The 17,096-nt window shown below is 59.1% G+C and carries 18 protein-coding genes; 16 read left to right on the top strand and 2 right to left on the bottom strand.

Annotation, left to right across the window (positions count from 1 at the left end):
• The first annotated feature begins 24 nt into the window (after positions 1-24).
• From ccoN (CKW31_RS23785) to hemN, 14 genes are all read left to right on the top strand, one after another.
• Positions 25-1,449 (top strand): cytochrome-c oxidase, cbb3-type subunit I, encoded by a 1,425-nt coding sequence (gene ccoN, locus CKW31_RS23785; RefSeq protein WP_095100678.1) that lies wholly within the window; start codon positions 25-27, stop codon positions 1,447-1,449.
• A gap of 10 nt (positions 1,450-1,459) precedes the next feature.
• Positions 1,460-2,068, top strand: a complete 609-nt coding sequence (gene ccoO / locus CKW31_RS23790) for a cytochrome-c oxidase, cbb3-type subunit II (protein WP_095100680.1) — start codon at positions 1,460-1,462, stop codon at positions 2,066-2,068.
• Positions 2,069-2,071: 3 nt separating this feature from the next.
• Positions 2,072-2,275, top strand: coding sequence for a cbb3-type cytochrome c oxidase subunit 3 (locus CKW31_RS23795; RefSeq protein WP_095100682.1), 204 nt, complete (start codon positions 2,072-2,074; stop codon positions 2,273-2,275).
• Positions 2,272-3,222, top strand: coding sequence for a cytochrome-c oxidase, cbb3-type subunit III (gene ccoP / locus CKW31_RS23800; RefSeq protein WP_095100684.1), 951 nt, complete (start codon positions 2,272-2,274; stop codon positions 3,220-3,222). The genes CKW31_RS23795 and ccoP (CKW31_RS23800) overlap by 4 nt, the downstream gene beginning before the upstream one ends.
• Positions 3,223-3,635: 413 nt before the next feature.
• Positions 3,636-5,081: a cytochrome-c oxidase, cbb3-type subunit I gene (ccoN, locus tag CKW31_RS23805; RefSeq protein WP_095100686.1), complete on the top strand. Its 1,446-nt coding sequence runs from the start codon at positions 3,636-3,638 to the stop codon at positions 5,079-5,081.
• Positions 5,078-5,686 (top strand): cytochrome-c oxidase, cbb3-type subunit II, encoded by a 609-nt coding sequence (ccoO, locus tag CKW31_RS23810; protein WP_095100688.1) that lies wholly within the window; start codon positions 5,078-5,080, stop codon positions 5,684-5,686. Before ccoN (CKW31_RS23805) ends, ccoO (CKW31_RS23810) begins: the two co-directional genes overlap by 4 nt.
• Before the next feature lie 5 nt (positions 5,687-5,691).
• Complete coding sequence (locus tag CKW31_RS23815) at positions 5,692-5,880, top strand: cbb3-type cytochrome c oxidase subunit 3 (RefSeq protein WP_095100690.1); 189 nt, start codon at positions 5,692-5,694, stop codon at positions 5,878-5,880.
• A complete protein-coding gene (gene ccoP / locus CKW31_RS23820; RefSeq protein WP_095100692.1) occupies positions 5,877-6,851 on the top strand; it encodes a cytochrome-c oxidase, cbb3-type subunit III in 975 nt (324 codons plus the stop codon). Before CKW31_RS23815 ends, ccoP (CKW31_RS23820) begins: the two co-directional genes overlap by 4 nt.
• A gap of 283 nt (positions 6,852-7,134) precedes the next feature.
• Positions 7,135-8,544 carry a cytochrome c oxidase accessory protein CcoG gene (ccoG, locus tag CKW31_RS23825; protein ID WP_095100694.1) on the top strand — a complete coding sequence of 470 codons (1,410 nt, stop codon included), beginning with the start codon at positions 7,135-7,137 and terminating at the stop codon, positions 8,542-8,544.
• Positions 8,545-8,571: 27 nt separating this feature from the next.
• Positions 8,572-9,111: a FixH family protein gene (locus CKW31_RS23830; protein ID WP_095100696.1), complete on the top strand. Its 540-nt coding sequence runs from the start codon at positions 8,572-8,574 to the stop codon at positions 9,109-9,111.
• A gap of 153 nt (positions 9,112-9,264) precedes the next feature.
• On the top strand, positions 9,265-11,730 hold the full coding sequence (locus CKW31_RS23835) for a heavy metal translocating P-type ATPase (RefSeq protein ID WP_095100698.1): 2,466 nt from the start codon (positions 9,265-9,267) through the stop codon (positions 11,728-11,730).
• Positions 11,709-11,906 carry a cbb3-type cytochrome oxidase assembly protein CcoS gene (gene ccoS / locus CKW31_RS23840; protein WP_095100700.1) on the top strand — a complete coding sequence of 66 codons (198 nt, stop codon included), beginning with the start codon at positions 11,709-11,711 and terminating at the stop codon, positions 11,904-11,906. Before CKW31_RS23835 ends, ccoS begins: the two co-directional genes overlap by 22 nt.
• Before the next feature lie 162 nt (positions 11,907-12,068).
• Positions 12,069-12,752 carry a sulfite exporter TauE/SafE family protein gene (locus tag CKW31_RS23845; RefSeq protein ID WP_095100703.1) on the top strand — a complete coding sequence of 228 codons (684 nt, stop codon included), beginning with the start codon at positions 12,069-12,071 and terminating at the stop codon, positions 12,750-12,752.
• Positions 12,753-12,824: 72 nt separating this feature from the next.
• On the top strand, positions 12,825-14,207 hold the full coding sequence (hemN, locus tag CKW31_RS23850) for an oxygen-independent coproporphyrinogen III oxidase (RefSeq protein WP_095100705.1): 1,383 nt from the start codon (positions 12,825-12,827) through the stop codon (positions 14,205-14,207).
• Positions 14,208-14,339: 132 nt separating this feature from the next.
• On the opposite strand, the gene CKW31_RS23855 is transcribed toward hemN, so the two are convergent.
• A complete protein-coding gene (locus CKW31_RS23855; RefSeq protein WP_095100707.1) occupies positions 14,340-14,816 on the bottom strand; it encodes a chemotaxis protein in 477 nt (158 codons plus the stop codon).
• 152 nt (positions 14,817-14,968) lie between these two features.
• On the opposite strand from CKW31_RS23855, the gene fnr reads away from it, so the two are divergent.
• On the top strand, positions 14,969-15,703 hold the full coding sequence (fnr, locus tag CKW31_RS23860) for a fumarate/nitrate reduction transcriptional regulator Fnr (protein ID WP_095100709.1): 735 nt from the start codon (positions 14,969-14,971) through the stop codon (positions 15,701-15,703).
• Between the two features lie 62 nt (positions 15,704-15,765).
• Positions 15,766-16,311, top strand: coding sequence for an adenine phosphoribosyltransferase (locus CKW31_RS23865; RefSeq protein ID WP_027900957.1), 546 nt, complete (start codon positions 15,766-15,768; stop codon positions 16,309-16,311).
• 132 nt (positions 16,312-16,443) lie between these two features.
• On the opposite strand, the gene recR is transcribed toward CKW31_RS23865, so the two are convergent.
• Positions 16,444-17,046: a recombination mediator RecR gene (gene recR / locus CKW31_RS23870; RefSeq protein WP_027900956.1), complete on the bottom strand. Its 603-nt coding sequence runs from the start codon at positions 17,044-17,046 to the stop codon at positions 16,444-16,446.
• Positions 17,047-17,096: the final 50 nt, after the last annotated feature.

Here is a 17,096-nt window from a genome sequence, read left to right on the forward strand (position 1 = left end):
GGCCTGGATGGGAAATATAACTAAATGAACACAACTAACAGTACCGCCTACAACTATCAGGTGGTCCGCCAGTTCGTCATTATGACGGTGATCTGGGGGATTGTCGGGATGGGTCTAGGCGTGTTCCTCGCGGCCCAACTGGTCTGGCCTGAACTCAACTTCGATCTTCCCTGGACAAGCTTCGGTCGTTTGCGTCCGTTGCACACCAACGCGGTGATTTTTGCCTTCGGCGGCTGCGCACTGTTTGCCAGCTCTTATTACTCGGTGCAGCGCACCTGCCAGACAACACTGTTCCTGCCGAAACTGGCAGCGTTCACGTTCTGGGGCTGGCAACTGGTGATCCTGCTGGCAGCCATCAGCCTGCCGCTGGGCTACACCAGTTCCAAGGAATATGCCGAGCTGGAATGGCCCATCGATATCCTGATCACTGTTGTATGGGTGGCGTATGCCATCGTGTTTTTTGGCACCTTGGCCACGCGCAGGACCAAACATATTTATGTCGGCAACTGGTTCTTCGGTGCGTTCATCCTCACGGTTGCCGTGCTGCACATTGTCAATAACCTGGAACTGCCGGTCAGCCTGACCAAATCCTACTCGCTGTACTCCGGTGCCACCGATGCCATGGTCCAGTGGTGGTACGGGCATAACGCCGTGGGCTTTTTTCTGACCGCAGGCTTCCTGGGGATGATGTACTACTTCGTGCCCAAGCAGGCCGAACGTCCGGTGTATTCCTACCGGCTGTCCATCGTGCATTTCTGGGCGTTGATCACCCTGTACATCTGGGCCGGGCCGCACCACTTGCACTACACCGCCCTGCCCGACTGGGCGCAGTCGCTGGGTATGGTGATGTCGCTGGTCCTGCTGGCGCCGAGCTGGGGCGGGATGATCAACGGCATGATGACCCTCTCAGGCGCTTGGCATAAGTTGCGTAGCGACCCGATATTGCGGTTCCTCGTGGTGTCCCTGGCGTTCTACGGCATGTCGACCTTTGAAGGTCCGATGATGGCGATCAAGACCGTCAACGCTCTCTCCCACTACACCGACTGGACCATCGGCCACGTTCACGCCGGTGCGCTGGGTTGGGTCGCGATGATCTCCATCGGTGCGCTGTACCACATGATCCCGAAAGTCTTCGGCCGCCCGCAGATGCACAGCATCGGCCTGATCAACGCGCACTTCTGGCTCGCCACGATTGGCACCGTGCTCTACATCGCATCGATGTGGGTCAACGGCATCACTCAAGGCCTGATGTGGCGTGCAATCAATGAAGACGGCACCTTGACCTACTCCTTCGTCGAAACACTGGTGGCCAGCCATCCCGGCTTCATCGTGCGTCTGGCTGGGGGCGCGATCTTCCTGCTGGGCATGTTGCTGATGGCCTACAACACCTGGCGCACCGTCCGGTCGTCCAGTCACGTTGAAGCCGCCGCCGCTGCGCAGATGGCCTGAGGAGCTCGCTATGAGACATGAAACGATCGAGAAAAACGTCGGCCTGCTGATGATCCTGATGGTGCTCGCCGTCAGCATCGGCGGCCTGACTCAAATCGTCCCGCTGTTCTTTCAGGACGTGACCAACAAACCGGTTGAGGGCATGAAGCCTTACACCGCGCTGCAACTGGAAGGCCGCGATATCTATATTCGCGAAGGCTGTGTGGGCTGCCACTCGCAGATGATCCGTCCGTTCCGCGCCGAGACCGAGCGTTACGGCCATTATTCGGTAGCCGGTGAAAGTGTCTGGGATCACCCATTCCTGTGGGGCTCCAAACGTACCGGCCCAGACCTGGCCCGTGTTGGCGCCCGTTACTCGGATGACTGGCACCGGGCGCATTTGTACAACCCACGCAACGTCGTGCCCGAGTCGAAAATGCCTGCCTATCCCTGGCTGGTGACCCAGCCGTTGGACAGCCGCTACACCGAAGCCAAGGTCAAGGCTATGCGCACTCTGGGCGTGCCCTACACCGATGACGATATCAGTGGTGCGGTTGCCTCCCTCAAAGGCAAGACCGAGATGGACGCGCTGATTGCCTACCTGCAAGTGCTCGGCACTGCCATCAAGAGCAAGAGGTGAGCCATGGATATTCAGGATCTACGCGGCGTTGGCACGCTGATCGTGGCCATCGCATTCATCGGTATGTCGCTCTGGGTGTTCAGCAGCCGACGCAACGCTGAGTTCGCCGAAGCTCGCCTGGCACCGTTTGCCGACGAGCCGTTGCCATCCCCGGTAATCGAGCAACTTTCAAAAGAGCAGTCTGCTGTGCGGAGTAACCAGCCATGACCACCTTCTGGAGCACCTACATTTGCGTGCTGACCCTTGGCAGCCTGATCGGCCTGACCTGGCTGTTGATCGGTACCCGCAAGGGCGAAACCAAAGGCAGCACAGACCAGACCATGGGGCACAGCTTCGATGGCATCGAGGAGTATGACAATCCACTGCCCAAGTGGTGGTTCATGTTGTTTGCCGGGACGCTGGTCTTCGCGATTGGCTACCTGATCGTGTATCCGGGGCTGGGCAACTGGAAAGGCATCGCCCCCGGCTACGAAAACGGCTGGACCGGGGTCAACGAATGGCAGAAGGAAATGGACAAGGCAGACGCCCGCTTCGGACCGGTCTTTGCCAGATTCGCTACCATGCCGGTGGAAGAAGTTGCTCAGGATCCGCAAGCGCTGAAAATGGGTAGCCGCCTGTTTGCCTCGAATTGCTCGGTCTGCCACGGCTCGGACGCCAAAGGGGCTTACGGCTTCCCGAACCTGACCGACAACGACTGGCGCTGGGGCGGCTCCGCTGACACGATCAAAACCACCATCATGGCAGGCCGCGTGGCGGCCATGCCGGCCTGGGGCACGATCATCGGCGAAGACGGTGTGAAAAACGTTGCAGCTTATGTGCGCCACTCCCTGGCGGGACTGCCACTGCCCGCTGATGACAGGGCCGATCTGGCTGCCGGACAGCAAGTGTTCAGCTCCACGTGTGTAGCCTGTCATGGCGCAACGGGTAAAGGCATCGAAGTCATGGGCGCCCCAAACCTCACACAGCCGGGCGGTTTCATCTACGGCACCAGCCTGGCGCAGTTGCAGCAGACCATTCGTCTTGGTCGCCAAGGTCATATGCCTGCTCAGGCCGATTTATTGGGCAATGACAAAGTACAGCTGCTGGCCGCTTATGTTTACAGCCTGTCGAAGGGTCCTGATCAACTCATCGACAAGGGTAAAGCGGCGCGGTAGCAAAAAGAGCAACACTGTGGACCCCTTCAACGCCGCACCCTGCAACAGGGTGCGGTGGTCCCTTTCCCCCGCCATTTCCTTCATCCCGCAGTTCCGTAGGACCGGCTTCAGCCGGGAGGCCGTCGGCACATTCACCAAACCTTCTTCGCCAGAAATACCGTCCTCCCGGCTAAAGCCGGTCCTACAGGATTGCGCCTATCCTCTCCCGCCTTTCGGAATTAATATTGTCCGTTAATCACGCATCAAGTCACCCGCCTTGCACCCTCCAGAAAATTTCTGTCCACCGGGACAGGTTTTTCCTTTACGCTCCGCGTCGGAATATGCCTGAAACGGCCGCTGAGCATGCCTGCGCCGGGTTTCATGGGTTAATAACGCTCACACTCTGATAAATAGTCGAACCGTGGAACCTGATAATGAGCACAGCAAACAGTCCGACTGCTTATAACTATAAAGTGGTCCGCCAGTTCGCCATCATGACGGTGGTCTGGGGCATCCTGGGCATGGGGCTTGGCGTTTTCATCGCCGCACAGCTGGTCTGGCCGGAACTGAACCTGGGTCTGGAATGGACCAGTTTCGGACGCCTTCGCCCTTTGCACACCAATCTTGTGATCTTTGCGTTCGGCGGCTGCGCGCTCTTCGGTACGTCTTATTATGTGGTGCAACGCACTTGCCAGACCCGGCTGATTTCCGATGGCATGGCGGCGTTCTCATTCTGGGGCTGGCAAGCGGTCATCGTCAGCGCCATCATCACCTTGCCGATGGGTTACACCACCTCCAAGGAATACGCCGAACTGGAATGGCCCATAGCAATTCTGCTGACCATCGTCTGGGTGGCGTATGGCGCGGTGTTCTTCGGCACTATCGTCAAGCGAAAGACCCGACACATCTATGTCGCCAACTGGTTCTACGGTGCATTTATTGTCGTCACCGCCATGCTGCACATCGTTAACCACATCTCGTTGCCGGTCAGCCTGTTCAAATCCTACTCAGCCTACGCGGGCGCCACCGACGCGATGATTCAATGGTGGTACGGCCATAACGCAGTGGGTTTTTTCCTGACGACCGGCTTCCTCGGCATGATGTATTACTTCGTGCCCAAGCAGGCTGAGCGGCCGATCTATTCATATCGTCTGTCCATCGTGCATTTCTGGGCGCTGATCACCCTGTACATCTGGGCCGGTCCGCACCATTTGCACTACACCGCCCTGCCCGACTGGGCGCAATCGCTGGGCATGGTGATGTCGATCATTCTCCTCGCGCCGAGTTGGGGCGGAATGATCAACGGCATGATGACCCTCTCCGGCGCCTGGCATAAATTGCGTACCGACCCGATCCTGCGGTTTCTGGTGGTGTCCCTGGCGTTCTATGGCATGTCAACCTTTGAAGGCCCGATGATGGCCATCAAGACGGTCAACGCCCTTTCCCACTACACCGACTGGACCATCGGCCACGTGCATGCAGGCGCACTCGGCTGGGTGGCGATGATCACCATCGGCGCGACGTATCACATGATCCCCAAAGTGTTTGGTCGGCCACAGATGCACAGCATCGGCCTGATCAACGCGCACTTCTGGCTGGCAACCATTGGCACCGTGCTGTACATCGCGTCCATGTGGGTCAACGGTATTACCCAGGGCCTGATGTGGCGGGCGATCAACGACGACGGCACGCTGACTTATTCCTTCGTCGAGGCCCTGCAGGCAAGCCATCCGGGTTATATCGTGCGAATGGTCGGCGGTGCGACTTTCGCCAGTGGCATGCTGTTCATGGCGTACAACGTCTGGCGCACTGTGCGTGCTTCGACCCCGGATGAAGCTGAAGCCGCGGCCCAAATCGCCGTCGTGGGAGCTCACCGATGAAGCACGAACTCCTCGAAAAAAACATTGGCCTCCTAGCCCTCTGCATGGTCATCGCCGTCAGCATCGGTGGCCTGACGCAAATCGTCCCGCTGTTTTTTCAGGACGTGACCAACAAACCGGTGGAGGGCATGAAGCCGCGCACCGCATTGGAAGTCGAAGGCCGTGACGTGTACATCGCCAACGGCTGTGTCGGTTGTCATTCGCAGATGATTCGCCCGTTCCGCGCCGAAACCGAACGCTATGGTCACTACTCGGTAGCGGGCGAAAGCGTCTGGGATCACCCGTTCCTGTGGGGTTCCAAACGCACCGGGCCGGACCTGGCGCGAGTCGGCGGTCGCTACTCGGACGACTGGCATCGGGCGCACCTCTACAACCCGCGCAACGTCGTGCCGGAGTCGAAAATGCCTGCCTATCCGTGGCTGGTCGAGAAGCATCTGGATGGCAAGGACACCGCGAAGAAAATGGAAGTCCTGCGCACCCTGGGGACACCTTATACCGACGAAGACATCGCCGGCGCTCAGGCCGCAGTGAAAGGCAAAACCGAAATGGATGCACTGGTGGCCTATCTGCAAGGCCTCGGCACCGTCATTAAAAGCAAGCGGTGATCTGGATGGATATCGGGATGATTCGGGGTCTTGGCACCCTGGTGGTGATGGTGGCCTTCATCGGTCTGGCGCTCTGGGTGTTCAGCCCCCGGCGCAAGTCAGAGTTTGACGATGCAACCCTGTTGCCCTTCGCGGACGATCCCGAAGCGATCAAAAAGGTCGAGCAGGAAAAAGCGTCCAGGAGCAAGTCATGAGCACATTCTGGAGTCTGTACGTCACCGTCCTGACGTTGGGCACGATATTCGCCCTCACCTGGCTACTGCTCTCGACTCGCAAGGGCCAGCGCGATGACACCACCGAAGAAACCGTCGGCCACGCCTTCGACGGCATTGAGGAGTACGACAATCCGCTGCCCAAGTGGTGGTTCATGCTGTTTATCGGCACGATTATTTTTGCTCTGGGTTACCTGGTGCTGTATCCCGGCCTGGGTAACTGGAAAGGTCTCTGGCCGGGCTACGGTTACATGAACACCGAGAAGCAAATCGAGTTCTCCGACGGCCAGACAGGCTGGACGGCCGTGCATGAGTGGGAGAAGGAAATGGCGCGCTCCGAGGCGCGTTTCGGGCCGGTCTACGCCAAATTTGCGTCGATGCCCATCGAAGAAGTCGCCAAGGATCCCCAGGCCCTGAAGATGGGTGGCCGCCTGTTCGCGTCCAACTGCTCGGTGTGTCACGGCTCCGACGCCAAAGGCGCTTATGGCTTTCCGAACCTGACCGATGCCGACTGGCGTTGGGGCGGCGAGCCGGAAACCATCAAGGCCACGATCATGGGCGGCCGCCACGCTGTGATGCCCGCGTGGGGGGACGCACTCCAGGATCAAGGCGTGCGCGACGTCTCGGCGTACGTGCTGACCGCGCTCAGCGGTCGCAAATTACCGGAAGACGCCAAGGCTGATCCGGTGGCCGGGCAGAAGATATTCGCCACCACCTGCGTCGCCTGCCACGGCCCGGAAGGCAAAGGCATGCAAGTGTTGGGAGCACCAGACCTGACTCATCCTGGGGGGTACATCTACGGATCCAGTTACGCGCAACTGCAACAAACCATTCGCTACGGTCGTCAGGGCCAGATGCCTGCACAGCAAGCGATTCAGGGCAATGACCGGGTGCATATTCTGGCGGCGTATGTGTATAGCTTGTCGCGGGATAAGGCGGCAGATGCTGAGTAAGCTGAAGAAACTCTGATTGTGGGAGCGGTGCTTGCCCGCGATAAGGCTGGACGCGATCTAAAGTGAATCGCGTCCAGCCTTATCGCGAGCAAGCTCGGCTCCCACAGGGAAATCACATACCGCAAAAAAACTGCAAATCAATTGATCCGAATCAGCACTCTTTACACCTGTTTGCACCAAGATTCGCCGCGCCCCACTCACGAAGACTGCAGGCGTATCATTGCCTTCATAACGCCACGCTCCTGACCACAGAGGCATTTTTCCACTGCCGTGGGACACACCGATGAGCAATAACATTCCGGTCGTCAACGTCACACCGCCGCCCGAAAGCGGTAAGACGGTCGACCTCTACGCCTCGCGGGAAAAGATCTACACCCGCGCGTTCACCGGCCTGTTCCGCAACCTGCGCATGCTCGGCGGCGCCCTGCTGTTCCTGATTTACTTCGGTACGGTCTGGCTGAACTGGGGTGGACATCAGGCGGTGTGGTGGAACCTGCCGGAGCGCAAGTTTTACATTTTTGGCGCGACCTTCTGGCCGCAGGATTTCATCCTGCTCTCGGGCATCCTCATCGTCAGCGCGTTCGGCCTGTTTTTCATCACGGTCTACGCCGGTCGGGTGTGGTGCGGCTACACCTGCCCGCAAAGTGTCTGGACATGGATTTTCATGTGGTGCGAAAAGGTCACCGAAGGCGACCGCAACCAGCGCATCAAGCTCGATAAAGCGCCCATGAGCGCGAACAAATTCGGGCGTAAATTTGCCAAACACAGCCTGTGGCTGTTAATTGGCTTCCTCACCGGGCTGACGTTTGTCGGCTACTTCTCGCCCATTCGCGACCTGATTACAGAATTGTTCACTGGTCAGGCCGACAGCTGGGCATATTTCTGGGTTGGCTTATTCACCCTTGCGACTTACGGCAATGCGGGCTGGCTCCGTGAGCAGGTGTGCATTTACATGTGCCCCTACGCACGATTTCAGAGCGTGATGTTCGACAAGGACACCCTGATCGTTTCCTACGACCCACGCCGTGGCGAGAAGCGTGGCCCGCGTAAAAAAGATCAGGACTACACGGCGCAAGGTCTGGGCGATTGCATCGATTGCACGATGTGCGTGCAGGTCTGCCCTACCGGCATCGACATCCGTGACGGTCTGCAAGTGGAGTGCATAGGGTGCGCCGCCTGCATCGACGCCTGTGACAGCATCATGGACAAGATGAACTACCCGCGCGGGTTGATCAGCTACACCACCGAACACAACTTATCCGGCCAGATTACCCACACGTTGCGACCTCGATTGATTGGCTACGCGGCAGTGCTGCTGGTGATGATCGGCCTGCTGGTCTCGGCGTTCTTCATGCGCTCGCTGGTCGGTTTCGACGTCAGCAAGGACCGCGTGCTGTACAGGGAAAACGCCGAAGGCCGGATCGAGAACGTCTACAGCCTTAAGGTCATGAACAAGGACCAGGTGGATCACACCTATGTGCTGGACGCTACGGGCTTGCCGGACCTGAAGTTACAGGGAAGGCGTGAATTCAAAGTGGCGGCCGGGGATATTTTCAGCATGCCGGTGGAGCTGTCCATCGCGCCCGAAAAACTGCCATCAAGCACCAACGAGGTAATTTTCATCCTCAAGGATGCCGACGGCGATGCCCATGCCGAGACCAAAAGCCGGTTCATCGGCCCGCAAGTCCGTTAGCCACACACTTCGTAAAGAGAAATGCCGATGCCCGTCGCGACCGCCCAAAGCCCATGGTACAAGCACCTCTGGCCATGGATCCTCATTGGCATTCTCACCTGCTCGGTGACGCTCTCGCTGACCATGGTGACCATCGCGGTGAATAACCCTGACAATCTGGTCAACGACAATTATTACGAAGCGGGCAAAGGCATTAACCGCTCACTGGACCGCGAACTGCTGGCACAGACCCTGAGGCTGCGTGCCAGCCTGCATCTGGATGAACTGACGGGTGAAGCCGCGCTGCGCCTGACGGGCAACAGCAGGCCGCGGACCCTGGAACTGAACCTGATCTCCCCGACCCAACCGCAGAAGGATCGCAAGATCATTCTGACCCAGAGCAACCCGGAGCCTGATCGCTACATCGGGCAACTGACTGATAAAGTCGAAGGGCGTCGGTTTGTCGAGTTGCTGGGCGTTGAAAACGGCCAGACCTGGCGGTTGTTCGAGGAAGAACAGATCAGCCACGACAAAGACCTTGCACTGGGAGATGAAGCGATTCAGGGTGCGGAAGACTTGAGGAATTGAACACGGTCCCACTGGATGACGCAGATTCTGTGGGAGCGGTGCTTGCCCGCGATAAGGTCGACGCGATTTCAAGACGAAATAGCGTCCAGCCTTATCGCGGGCAAGCACCGCTCCCACAAGTACCGTGTTCCCACCCTGCGTGCTGAAGACCCAATGACCACCACACCCACCCCCTGCTACCATTGCGCCCTGCCCGTCCCGTCGGGCAGTCGCTTTACCGCCGTCGTGCTCGGGGAAACCCGGGCGATGTGCTGTCCGGGGTGTCAGGCCGTGGCTGAGTCTATCGTCGCTGGCGGGCTGGAAAGTTATTACAGCCATCGCGGCCAGGCGTCGGCCAACCCTGAAACCCTGCCCATGCAACTGCCGGATGAACTGGCGCTGTACGACCGTGCCGATGTGCAACATCCGTTTGTTCGCCATCAGGGCGAGCTGGCAGACACGATATTGTTAATGGAAGGCATCAGTTGCGCGGCATGTGGCTGGCTCATCGAGCGTCACTTGCGGGCGTTGCCTGCGGTGGCTGAAGCACGCTTGAACCTGTCTAACCATCGATTGCATGTCAGTTGGTCCGACAGCCAGATGCCCTTGAGTGAGCTGCTCGGCCAATTGCGCCGCATCGGCTACGTTGCCCATCCTTATCAGGCTGACCGGGCTGCGGCACAACTCGCCGATGAAAATCGTCTGGCGCTGCGCCAGCTTGGCGTGGCGGGGTTGCTTTGGTTTCAGGCGATGATGGCGACCATGGCCACCTGGCCGGAATTCAACATTGATCTCAGCCCGGACATGCACACCATCCTGCGCTGGGTCGCGATGTTTCTGACGACCCCCATCGTCTTTTACAGTTGCGCGCCATTCTTTCGTGGGGCTCTGCGCGACCTGCGCACCCGCCACTTGACGATGGACGTTTCCGTATCGCTGGCGATTGGTGGCGCTTACATCGCGGGCATCTGGACCGCCATCACCGGCAACGGCGAACTGTATTTCGACGCCGTGGGCATGTTCGCCCTGTTCCTGCTCGCTGGACGCTACCTGGAACGCCGTGCCCGGGAACGCACTGCTGCGGCCACTGCACAACTGGTCAATCTGCTGCCTGCGTCCTGCCTGCGTCTCGATGAACAGGGTCAGACTGAACGGATTCTGCTCAGCGAACTGCGACTGGGCGATCAGGTTCTGGTGCAGCCCGGCACCGTGCTGCCCGCCGATGGCAAAGTCATCGAAGGCCGGTCAAGCATCGATGAGTCGCTCCTGACCGGTGAATACCTGCCCCAGCCGCGAAATCCCGGCGATTCAGTCACAGCGGGCACTTTGAACATTGAAAGTGTGCTCACGGTGGAAGTCCTGGCGCTGGGCCATGAAACCCGCCTGTCAGCCATTGTTCGTCTGCTCGACAGGGCACAGACAGAAAAACCCCGACTGGCGGAAATCGCTGATCGGGCAGCGCAGTGGTTCCTGTTGCTTTCACTGCTGGCGGCGGTGGTTATCGGCGTTGTCTGGTGGCAGATCGATTCGTCTCGAGCCTTCTGGATCGTCCTTGCGATGCTGGTCGCTACCTGCCCGTGCGCCCTCTCCCTCGCGACCCCGACAGCGCTTACCGCGGCCACCGGCACGCTGCACACACTCGGTTTGTTATTGACCCGCGGCCATGTGCTGGAGGGGCTTAACCAGATCGACACGGTGATTTTCGACAAGACCGGCACCCTGACCGAAGGACGACTCGCCCTGCGCAGCATCAAACCGCTGGGCGAACTGGACGCCGACGCTTGCCTGAGCCTCGCCGCCGCGCTGGAAAACCGCTCGGAGCATCCGATCGCAAAAGCGTTCGGCCGTGCGCCAATCGCTGCCGAGGACGTCTTCAACCAAACCGGGCTAGGCCTTGAGGGGATCGTCAACGGTCATGCGTTACGGATCGGACAACCGGCCTTTGTCTGCGCCTTGAGTGGCTGTGACCTTCCCCCCGTGCCGGAACACACCGGGCAGCATCTGTTACTGGGCGACCGCCACGGGCCGCTGGCCTGGTTCATCCTTGATGATCGCCTGCGTGAAGACGCCCACGAGCTGCTGCAAGCCTGCAAGGCGCGTGGCTGGAAAACCCTGCTGCTGTCCGGTGACAGCTCGCCGATGGTTGCTCAGGTTGCCGCCGAACTGGGCATAGACGAGGCCCGTGGCGGTCTGCGCCCTGACGACAAGCTCGCGGTGCTGCAAGCATTACATCGCCAGGGTCGCAAGGTGCTGATGCTTGGCGACGGCGTGAATGACGTGCCGGTACTGGCGGCTGCCGATATCAGTGTCGCCATGGGCTCGGCCACTGATCTGGCGAAGACCAGTGCGGACGCGGTGTTGCTGTCCAATAACTTGCGGGCGCTGGTTCAGGCCTTTGCCCTGGCGCGTCGGACTCGCCGGGTAATCATCGAAAACCTGCTCTGGGCCGGGCTGTACAATGGCCTCATGCTGCCGTTCGCGGCGCTGGGCTGGATCACTCCAATATGGGCTGCCGTGGGCATGTCCATCAGTTCGTTGACCGTGGTCCTCAACGCCCTGCGCCTGACCCGCACGCCGTCTACCAATGCCCCTCATCGGCAGCCAGCTCCGGAGGCTTCATGCCAGCGCTCTACATCATGATCCCGGCGGCGTTGCTGCTGGTTGGCGTGGCGATCTACATTTTCTTCTGGGCCGTGGACAGCGGCCAGTACGACGACATGGAAGGCCCCGCTCACAGCATTCTTTTTGATGACCAGGATCCAAAACATCAGGCGGCGGTGGATGAGGTTGCGGGCAGGAAAAAAGATGACGTTTGAGCGAGTTTATAGGGCGGTGCTTTTGTGGGAGGCGGTGCTTGGTCTGGGCGGCATTCCGACGATAGGAGCGACGCGATCCAAAGTGAACCGCGTCCAGCCTTATCGCGGGCAAGCACCGCTCCCACATGGGCTGGCGGTATGTCTGTTAGAGCGAGGCTGCTCATGACTGACCTCGCCCCCCTCCTGATCTCAGCCCTGATCCTCGGCCTGTTAGGTGGCGGCCACTGCCTGGGCATGTGCGGCGGGTTGATGGGGGCGCTGACGCTGGCGATTCCCAAGGAGCAACGCAGCCGACGTTTCCGGCTGCTGCTGGCTTACAACATCGGGCGGATCTTGAGTTACACCTGCGCCGGTCTGCTGATCGGCCTCGCAGGCTGGGCCGTAGCCAATAGCCCTGGGGCAATGGCCCTGCGAGTCATCGCGGCACTGCTACTGATCACCATGGGCCTGTATCTGGCCGGATGGTGGAGCGGCCTGACTCGTATCGAAAGCCTGGGCCGCGGGCTGTGGCGCTACATCCAGCCACTGGCAAGTCGTTTGCTGCCAGTGTCGAGTCTGCCAAGGGCCTTATTGCTGGGCGCGCTGTGGGGCTGGCTGCCGTGCGGGCTGGTTTACAGCACGCTGCTCTGGTCGGCGAGCCAGGGTAATGCCATCGACAGTGCTTTATTGATGCTGGCTTTCGGCATTGGCACCTGCCCGGTGCTGTTGGCCACAGGACTTGCGGCGGAGCGCATCACCGCGTTGCTGCGTCAGCGTGGTATACGCATGGCGGGTGGCCTGCTGGTAATTGTCTTCGGACTCTGGACCCTGCCCGGCCCGCATCAGCACTGGTTGATGGGCCATTGACCCATATCAAAGGATCGAGAGCGCGTTTCTCTAGACTGACCGACACTGCCAGCCTACCCAGGGAACGCCCACATGCTCGACGCTATCCGTTGGGATTCTGATCTGATTCGCCGCTACGATCTGGCGGGACCGCGCTACACCTCCTACCCCACAGCGGTGCAATTTCACACACAGGTCGGCGCTTTCGACTTCCTGCATGCACTTCGCGACAGCCGCAAGGCAATCCGCCCGCTGTCGCTCTATGTGCATATCCCGTTCTGCGCCAACATTTGTTACTACTGCGCCTGCAACAAAGTCATCACCAAGGATCGCGGTCGCGCTCAGGTTTATCTGCAAAGGCTTGAGCATGAAATCCAGATGATCGCCAGCCACCTTGATCCTGGTCAGGTGGTCGAACAACTGCATTTTGGCGGTGGTACACCAACCTTTCTCAGCCATGACGAACTGCGCCAATTGATGGGCCATCTGCGCCAGCACTTCAATATGCTGGATGACGACTCGGGCGACTACGGGATTGAAATTGACCCGCGTGAGGCTGACTGGTCGACCATGGGGTTGCTGCGCGAACTGGGCTTCAACCGGGTCAGCCTTGGGGTGCAGGATCTGGACCCGCAGGTACAGCGGGCGGTCAATCGCCTGCAAAGTCTGGAAGAAACCCAGGCGATTATTGATGCCGCACGGACCTTGCAGTTTCGGTCGATCAACATCGACCTGATCTACGGCCTGCCCAAACAGACGCCGCAGGGCTTTGCCGACACCGTGGACGAAATCATTACCCTGCAACCCGACCGGTTGTCAGTGTTCAATTACGCGCACCTGCCCGAGCGCTTCATGCCGCAACGGCGAATCGACAGCAGCGATCTGCCAACGCCGGAAGCCAAGCTGCAGATGCTGGAACACACCATCGAGCAACTGACCAAAGCCGGATACCGCTATATCGGCATGGATCACTTCGCCCTGCCCGATGATGAACTGGCCATTGCGCAAGAAGAATTGACCCTGCAACGCAACTTCCAGGGCTACACCACCCACGGCCACTGCGACCTGATTGGCCTGGGGGTTTCAGCGATCAGTCAGATTGGTGATCTGTACAGCCAGAACAGCAACGACCTGGCTGACTATCAAAACCAGCTGGCGAGCGACCAACTGGCGACCAAGCGCGGCCTCGTCTGCAATCAGGACGATCGCCTGCGCAGAGCGGTGATTCAGCAATTGATCTGCCATTTCAGTCTGGATTTCGCCGATATCGAAACCCGGTTCGATATCGACTTTCGAACTTGTTTCAGCGCGTTGTGGCCGCAACTCGCCAGCATGGTTAACGACGGGCTGATCAGCCTGAAATCTACAGGCATCGAGGTACTGCCCGCGGGCCGGTTGCTGGTGCGATCAGTGTGTATGGTGTTCGATGCTTACCTGACCCAGCAGAATCGCCAGCGTTTTTCACGGGTGATATGAGCGGCTTGTACCCGTTGCTACCCAATCTGTAGGAGCGCACGAGCACCGCGAGGCCGCGATAGCGATATGTCTGACACACCGCCATCGCTGGCCTCGTAACCTCGGTGAGTTCCTACAGGATGGGCCGCTCGCTTACATTTTGGCCAGCATCAGCATGCTGGCTTTGGCCTTATCGGCTGACTTCAGCTGCAACGCGTTCATGACATTGGATAGATCGCTGGCGGAGGTACTGATCTGGCGCTGATAAATCGCCGAAACGGTCTGCAGGGCAGCCGCCTTGGCTTGGCGCATGTCAGGGCTGAGGGACTTGTCGTTTATCGTCTTTTGCAACTCGGTATTCGATTGCTCCAGCCTTTTCTGGGTGTCACGCAACGAGATGAGGACCTTCTGCACCGAGTCCGGCAAACCACTTTGCTTGATATCAGCATTGGTCGAGCCCGTTAACGCCGCACGCGCCAGACCAGCCGGGGAAAGGTTGACCTCCACGCTCTGCGAGGCCTGCGCGGTGGACGTGCTCTGTGGCGCGGCCTTTTCGGCAGCGCTTTTCTGCGCAGCGGCATTGGATGCCAGAAAAGCCCGACTGATGGCGGTAAGCGCGGATGACCACATGAGCGGCGACCTGTTTGATAAGGCGGATTAGCCAGAACTATCGACCAAAGCGCGCAAAGCTTGATAGCCACTCGACGGCTCGTCGCTGGCCTGAACAGTCCCCGGTGAGTTACCCTTATGACTTATGTGTGATTACCACAAGGAATAAAGTGATGCCCGAGCCAGTCAAAGTACGCGCTCATACCCAGGCCCATTGCAAGGATTGCAGTCTGGCTTCGCTGTGCTTGCCACTTTCCTTGAACCTCGAGGACATGGACGCCCTGGACCAGATCGTCAAACGCGGCCGACCGCTGAAAAAAGGCGAGTTCCTGTTCCGTCAGGGTGACACGTTCGGCTCGGTGTACGCAGTACGTTCCGGCGCGCTGAAGACCTTCAATATCAGTGACGGTGGCGAAGAACAACTGACCGGTTTCCATCTGCCAAGCGAACTGGTGGGCATGTCGGGCATGGACGCGGATGCTTATCCAGTGTCCGCTCAAGCGCTGGAAACCACCTCGGTCTGCGAAATTCCGTTCGAGCGCCTGGACGAATTGTCGGTGCAACTGCCGCAACTGCGTCGTCAGTTGATGCGGGTCATGAGTCGGGAAATCCGCGACGATCAACAAATGATGTTGCTGCTGTCGAAAAAGACCGCCGACGAGCGCATCGCGACTTTTCTGGTCAATCTGTCCGCACGCTTCCGTGCCCGGGGTTTCTCGGCCAACCAGTTCCGCCTGAGCATGTCGCGCAACGAAATTGGCAACCACTTGGGGCTGGCGGTGGAAACCGTTTCACGCGTCTTCACCCGTTTTCAGCAAAACGAACTGATTGCCGCCGAGGGCAAAGAGATCAGAATCCTTGATCCGATCCAGCTCTGCGCACTGGCAGGCGGGGCTATCGAAAGCTGAGGGTGCGATTCAGGGCGAGCGGCTTTAGACTAGCGTTTAGACGACCTGCCCTGGATTACCTGATGATTTTCGACGAAGCCAGCTTCAAATCCCTCATTCGCCCGGTAGTGGACTTCCCCAAGCCGGGTGTCATCTTTCGCGACATCACCCCGCTGTTCCAGTCTCCCAAAGCCACGCGCCTGGTGATGGACAGCTTCGTACAGCGTTACATCGAGGCGGACTTCAGCCACATCGGCGTGATGGACGCCCGGGGCTTTCTGATCGGTTCGATTGTGGCTTATGAACTGAACAAGCCGCTGATCCTGTTTCGCAAGCAGGGCAAATTGCCTGCCGACGTGCTGTCAGAGGGGTATCAGACTGAATACGGTGAAGCGTTTCTGGAAGTGCACGCTGACAGCCTGTGCGATGGCGACTCGGTGGTGATGTTTGACGACCTGATCGCCACTGGCGGAACGCTCATCGCGGCTGCCAACCTGATCCGCCGCATGGGCGCGAAGATCCACGAAGCCGCTGCGATTATTGACCTTCCAGAACTGGGCGGCTCGAAACGCCTGCAAGACCTGCAGATTCCGACGTTCTGCCTGACGAGCTTTGGGTTGACGGAGTAGATATCTGTGGGGCTGACACCGTGTCTTCCCTGAACAAACATGCCCTGTAGGAGCTGCCGAAGGCTGCGATGGCGGCGTGTCAGAATTAATGCTTCGCAGCCTTCGGCAGCTCCTACAGATTAGTGTCGATGCTTACAAAGCAATTGGCTTACGCCCTGCAAAGGAGTGCGCCAATGTCCCGCCGTCCACCAGTTCCAGCTCGCCACCCAGCGGTACGCCGTGAGCGATACGTGAAGTGATCAGGCCTTTGTTGGTCAACAACTGCGCGATGTAGTGTGCGGTGGCTTCGCCTTCGACCGTAGGATTGGTCGCCAGGATGACTTCACTGAAGGTCCCCTGCTCGTTGATCCGTGCCAGCAGCTGTGGAATGCCGATGGCCTCAGGACCCAGCCCGTCCAGCGGCGACAGATGGCCTTTGAGCACAAAGTAACGACCGCGATAGCCGGTCTGCTCCACTGCGTAGACATCCATCGGCCCTTCCACCACACACAGCAGCGTGTCATCCCGGCGGTTGTCCGAGCATTGCGGGCACAGATCGTCTTCGGTCAGGGTGCGACACTGTCGACAGTGCCCAACGCCTTCCATCGCCTGGCTCAACGCCAGCGCCAGTCGTGAACCGCCACTGCGATCACGTTCGAGCAGTTGCAGCGCCATGCGTTGCGCAGTTTTTTGACCGACACCCGGCAAAGTACGCAGGGCATCGATCAGTTGGCGAATCAGTGGGCTGAAGCTCATGGAGAAAGGTCCGACAAAAACACAAGACGCGGTTTATACCCGCGCCCTGC

Origin of the sequence: Pseudomonas sp. Irchel 3A5 (assembly GCF_900187575.1) — a bacterium.
GTDB lineage: Bacteria > Pseudomonadota > Gammaproteobacteria > Pseudomonadales > Pseudomonadaceae > Aquipseudomonas > Aquipseudomonas folii.

Coding starts and splice junctions, on each gene's coding strand:
- ccoN (WP_095100678.1), top strand. CDS start 25: ATGAACACAACTAACAGTACCGCCTACAACTATCAGGTGGTCCGCCAG.
- ccoO (WP_095100680.1), top strand. CDS start 1,460: ATGAGACATGAAACGATCGAGAAAAACGTCGGCCTGCTGATGATCCTG.
- CKW31_RS23795 (WP_095100682.1), top strand. CDS start 2,072: ATGGATATTCAGGATCTACGCGGCGTTGGCACGCTGATCGTGGCCATC.
- ccoP (WP_095100684.1), top strand. CDS start 2,272: ATGACCACCTTCTGGAGCACCTACATTTGCGTGCTGACCCTTGGCAGC.
- ccoN (WP_095100686.1), top strand. CDS start 3,636: ATGAGCACAGCAAACAGTCCGACTGCTTATAACTATAAAGTGGTCCGC.
- ccoO (WP_095100688.1), top strand. CDS start 5,078: ATGAAGCACGAACTCCTCGAAAAAAACATTGGCCTCCTAGCCCTCTGC.
- CKW31_RS23815 (WP_095100690.1), top strand. CDS start 5,692: ATGGATATCGGGATGATTCGGGGTCTTGGCACCCTGGTGGTGATGGTG.
- ccoP (WP_095100692.1), top strand. CDS start 5,877: ATGAGCACATTCTGGAGTCTGTACGTCACCGTCCTGACGTTGGGCACG.
- ccoG (WP_095100694.1), top strand. CDS start 7,135: ATGAGCAATAACATTCCGGTCGTCAACGTCACACCGCCGCCCGAAAGC.
- CKW31_RS23830 (WP_095100696.1), top strand. CDS start 8,572: ATGCCCGTCGCGACCGCCCAAAGCCCATGGTACAAGCACCTCTGGCCA.
- CKW31_RS23835 (WP_095100698.1), top strand. CDS start 9,265: ATGACCACCACACCCACCCCCTGCTACCATTGCGCCCTGCCCGTCCCG.
- ccoS (WP_095100700.1), top strand. CDS start 11,709: ATGCCAGCGCTCTACATCATGATCCCGGCGGCGTTGCTGCTGGTTGGC.
- CKW31_RS23845 (WP_095100703.1), top strand. CDS start 12,069: ATGACTGACCTCGCCCCCCTCCTGATCTCAGCCCTGATCCTCGGCCTG.
- hemN (WP_095100705.1), top strand. CDS start 12,825: ATGCTCGACGCTATCCGTTGGGATTCTGATCTGATTCGCCGCTACGAT.
- CKW31_RS23855 (WP_095100707.1), bottom strand. CDS start 14,816: ATGTGGTCATCCGCGCTTACCGCCATCAGTCGGGCTTTTCTGGCATCC.
- fnr (WP_095100709.1), top strand. CDS start 14,969: ATGCCCGAGCCAGTCAAAGTACGCGCTCATACCCAGGCCCATTGCAAG.
- CKW31_RS23865 (WP_027900957.1), top strand. CDS start 15,766: ATGATTTTCGACGAAGCCAGCTTCAAATCCCTCATTCGCCCGGTAGTG.
- recR (WP_027900956.1), bottom strand. CDS start 17,046: ATGAGCTTCAGCCCACTGATTCGCCAACTGATCGATGCCCTGCGTACT.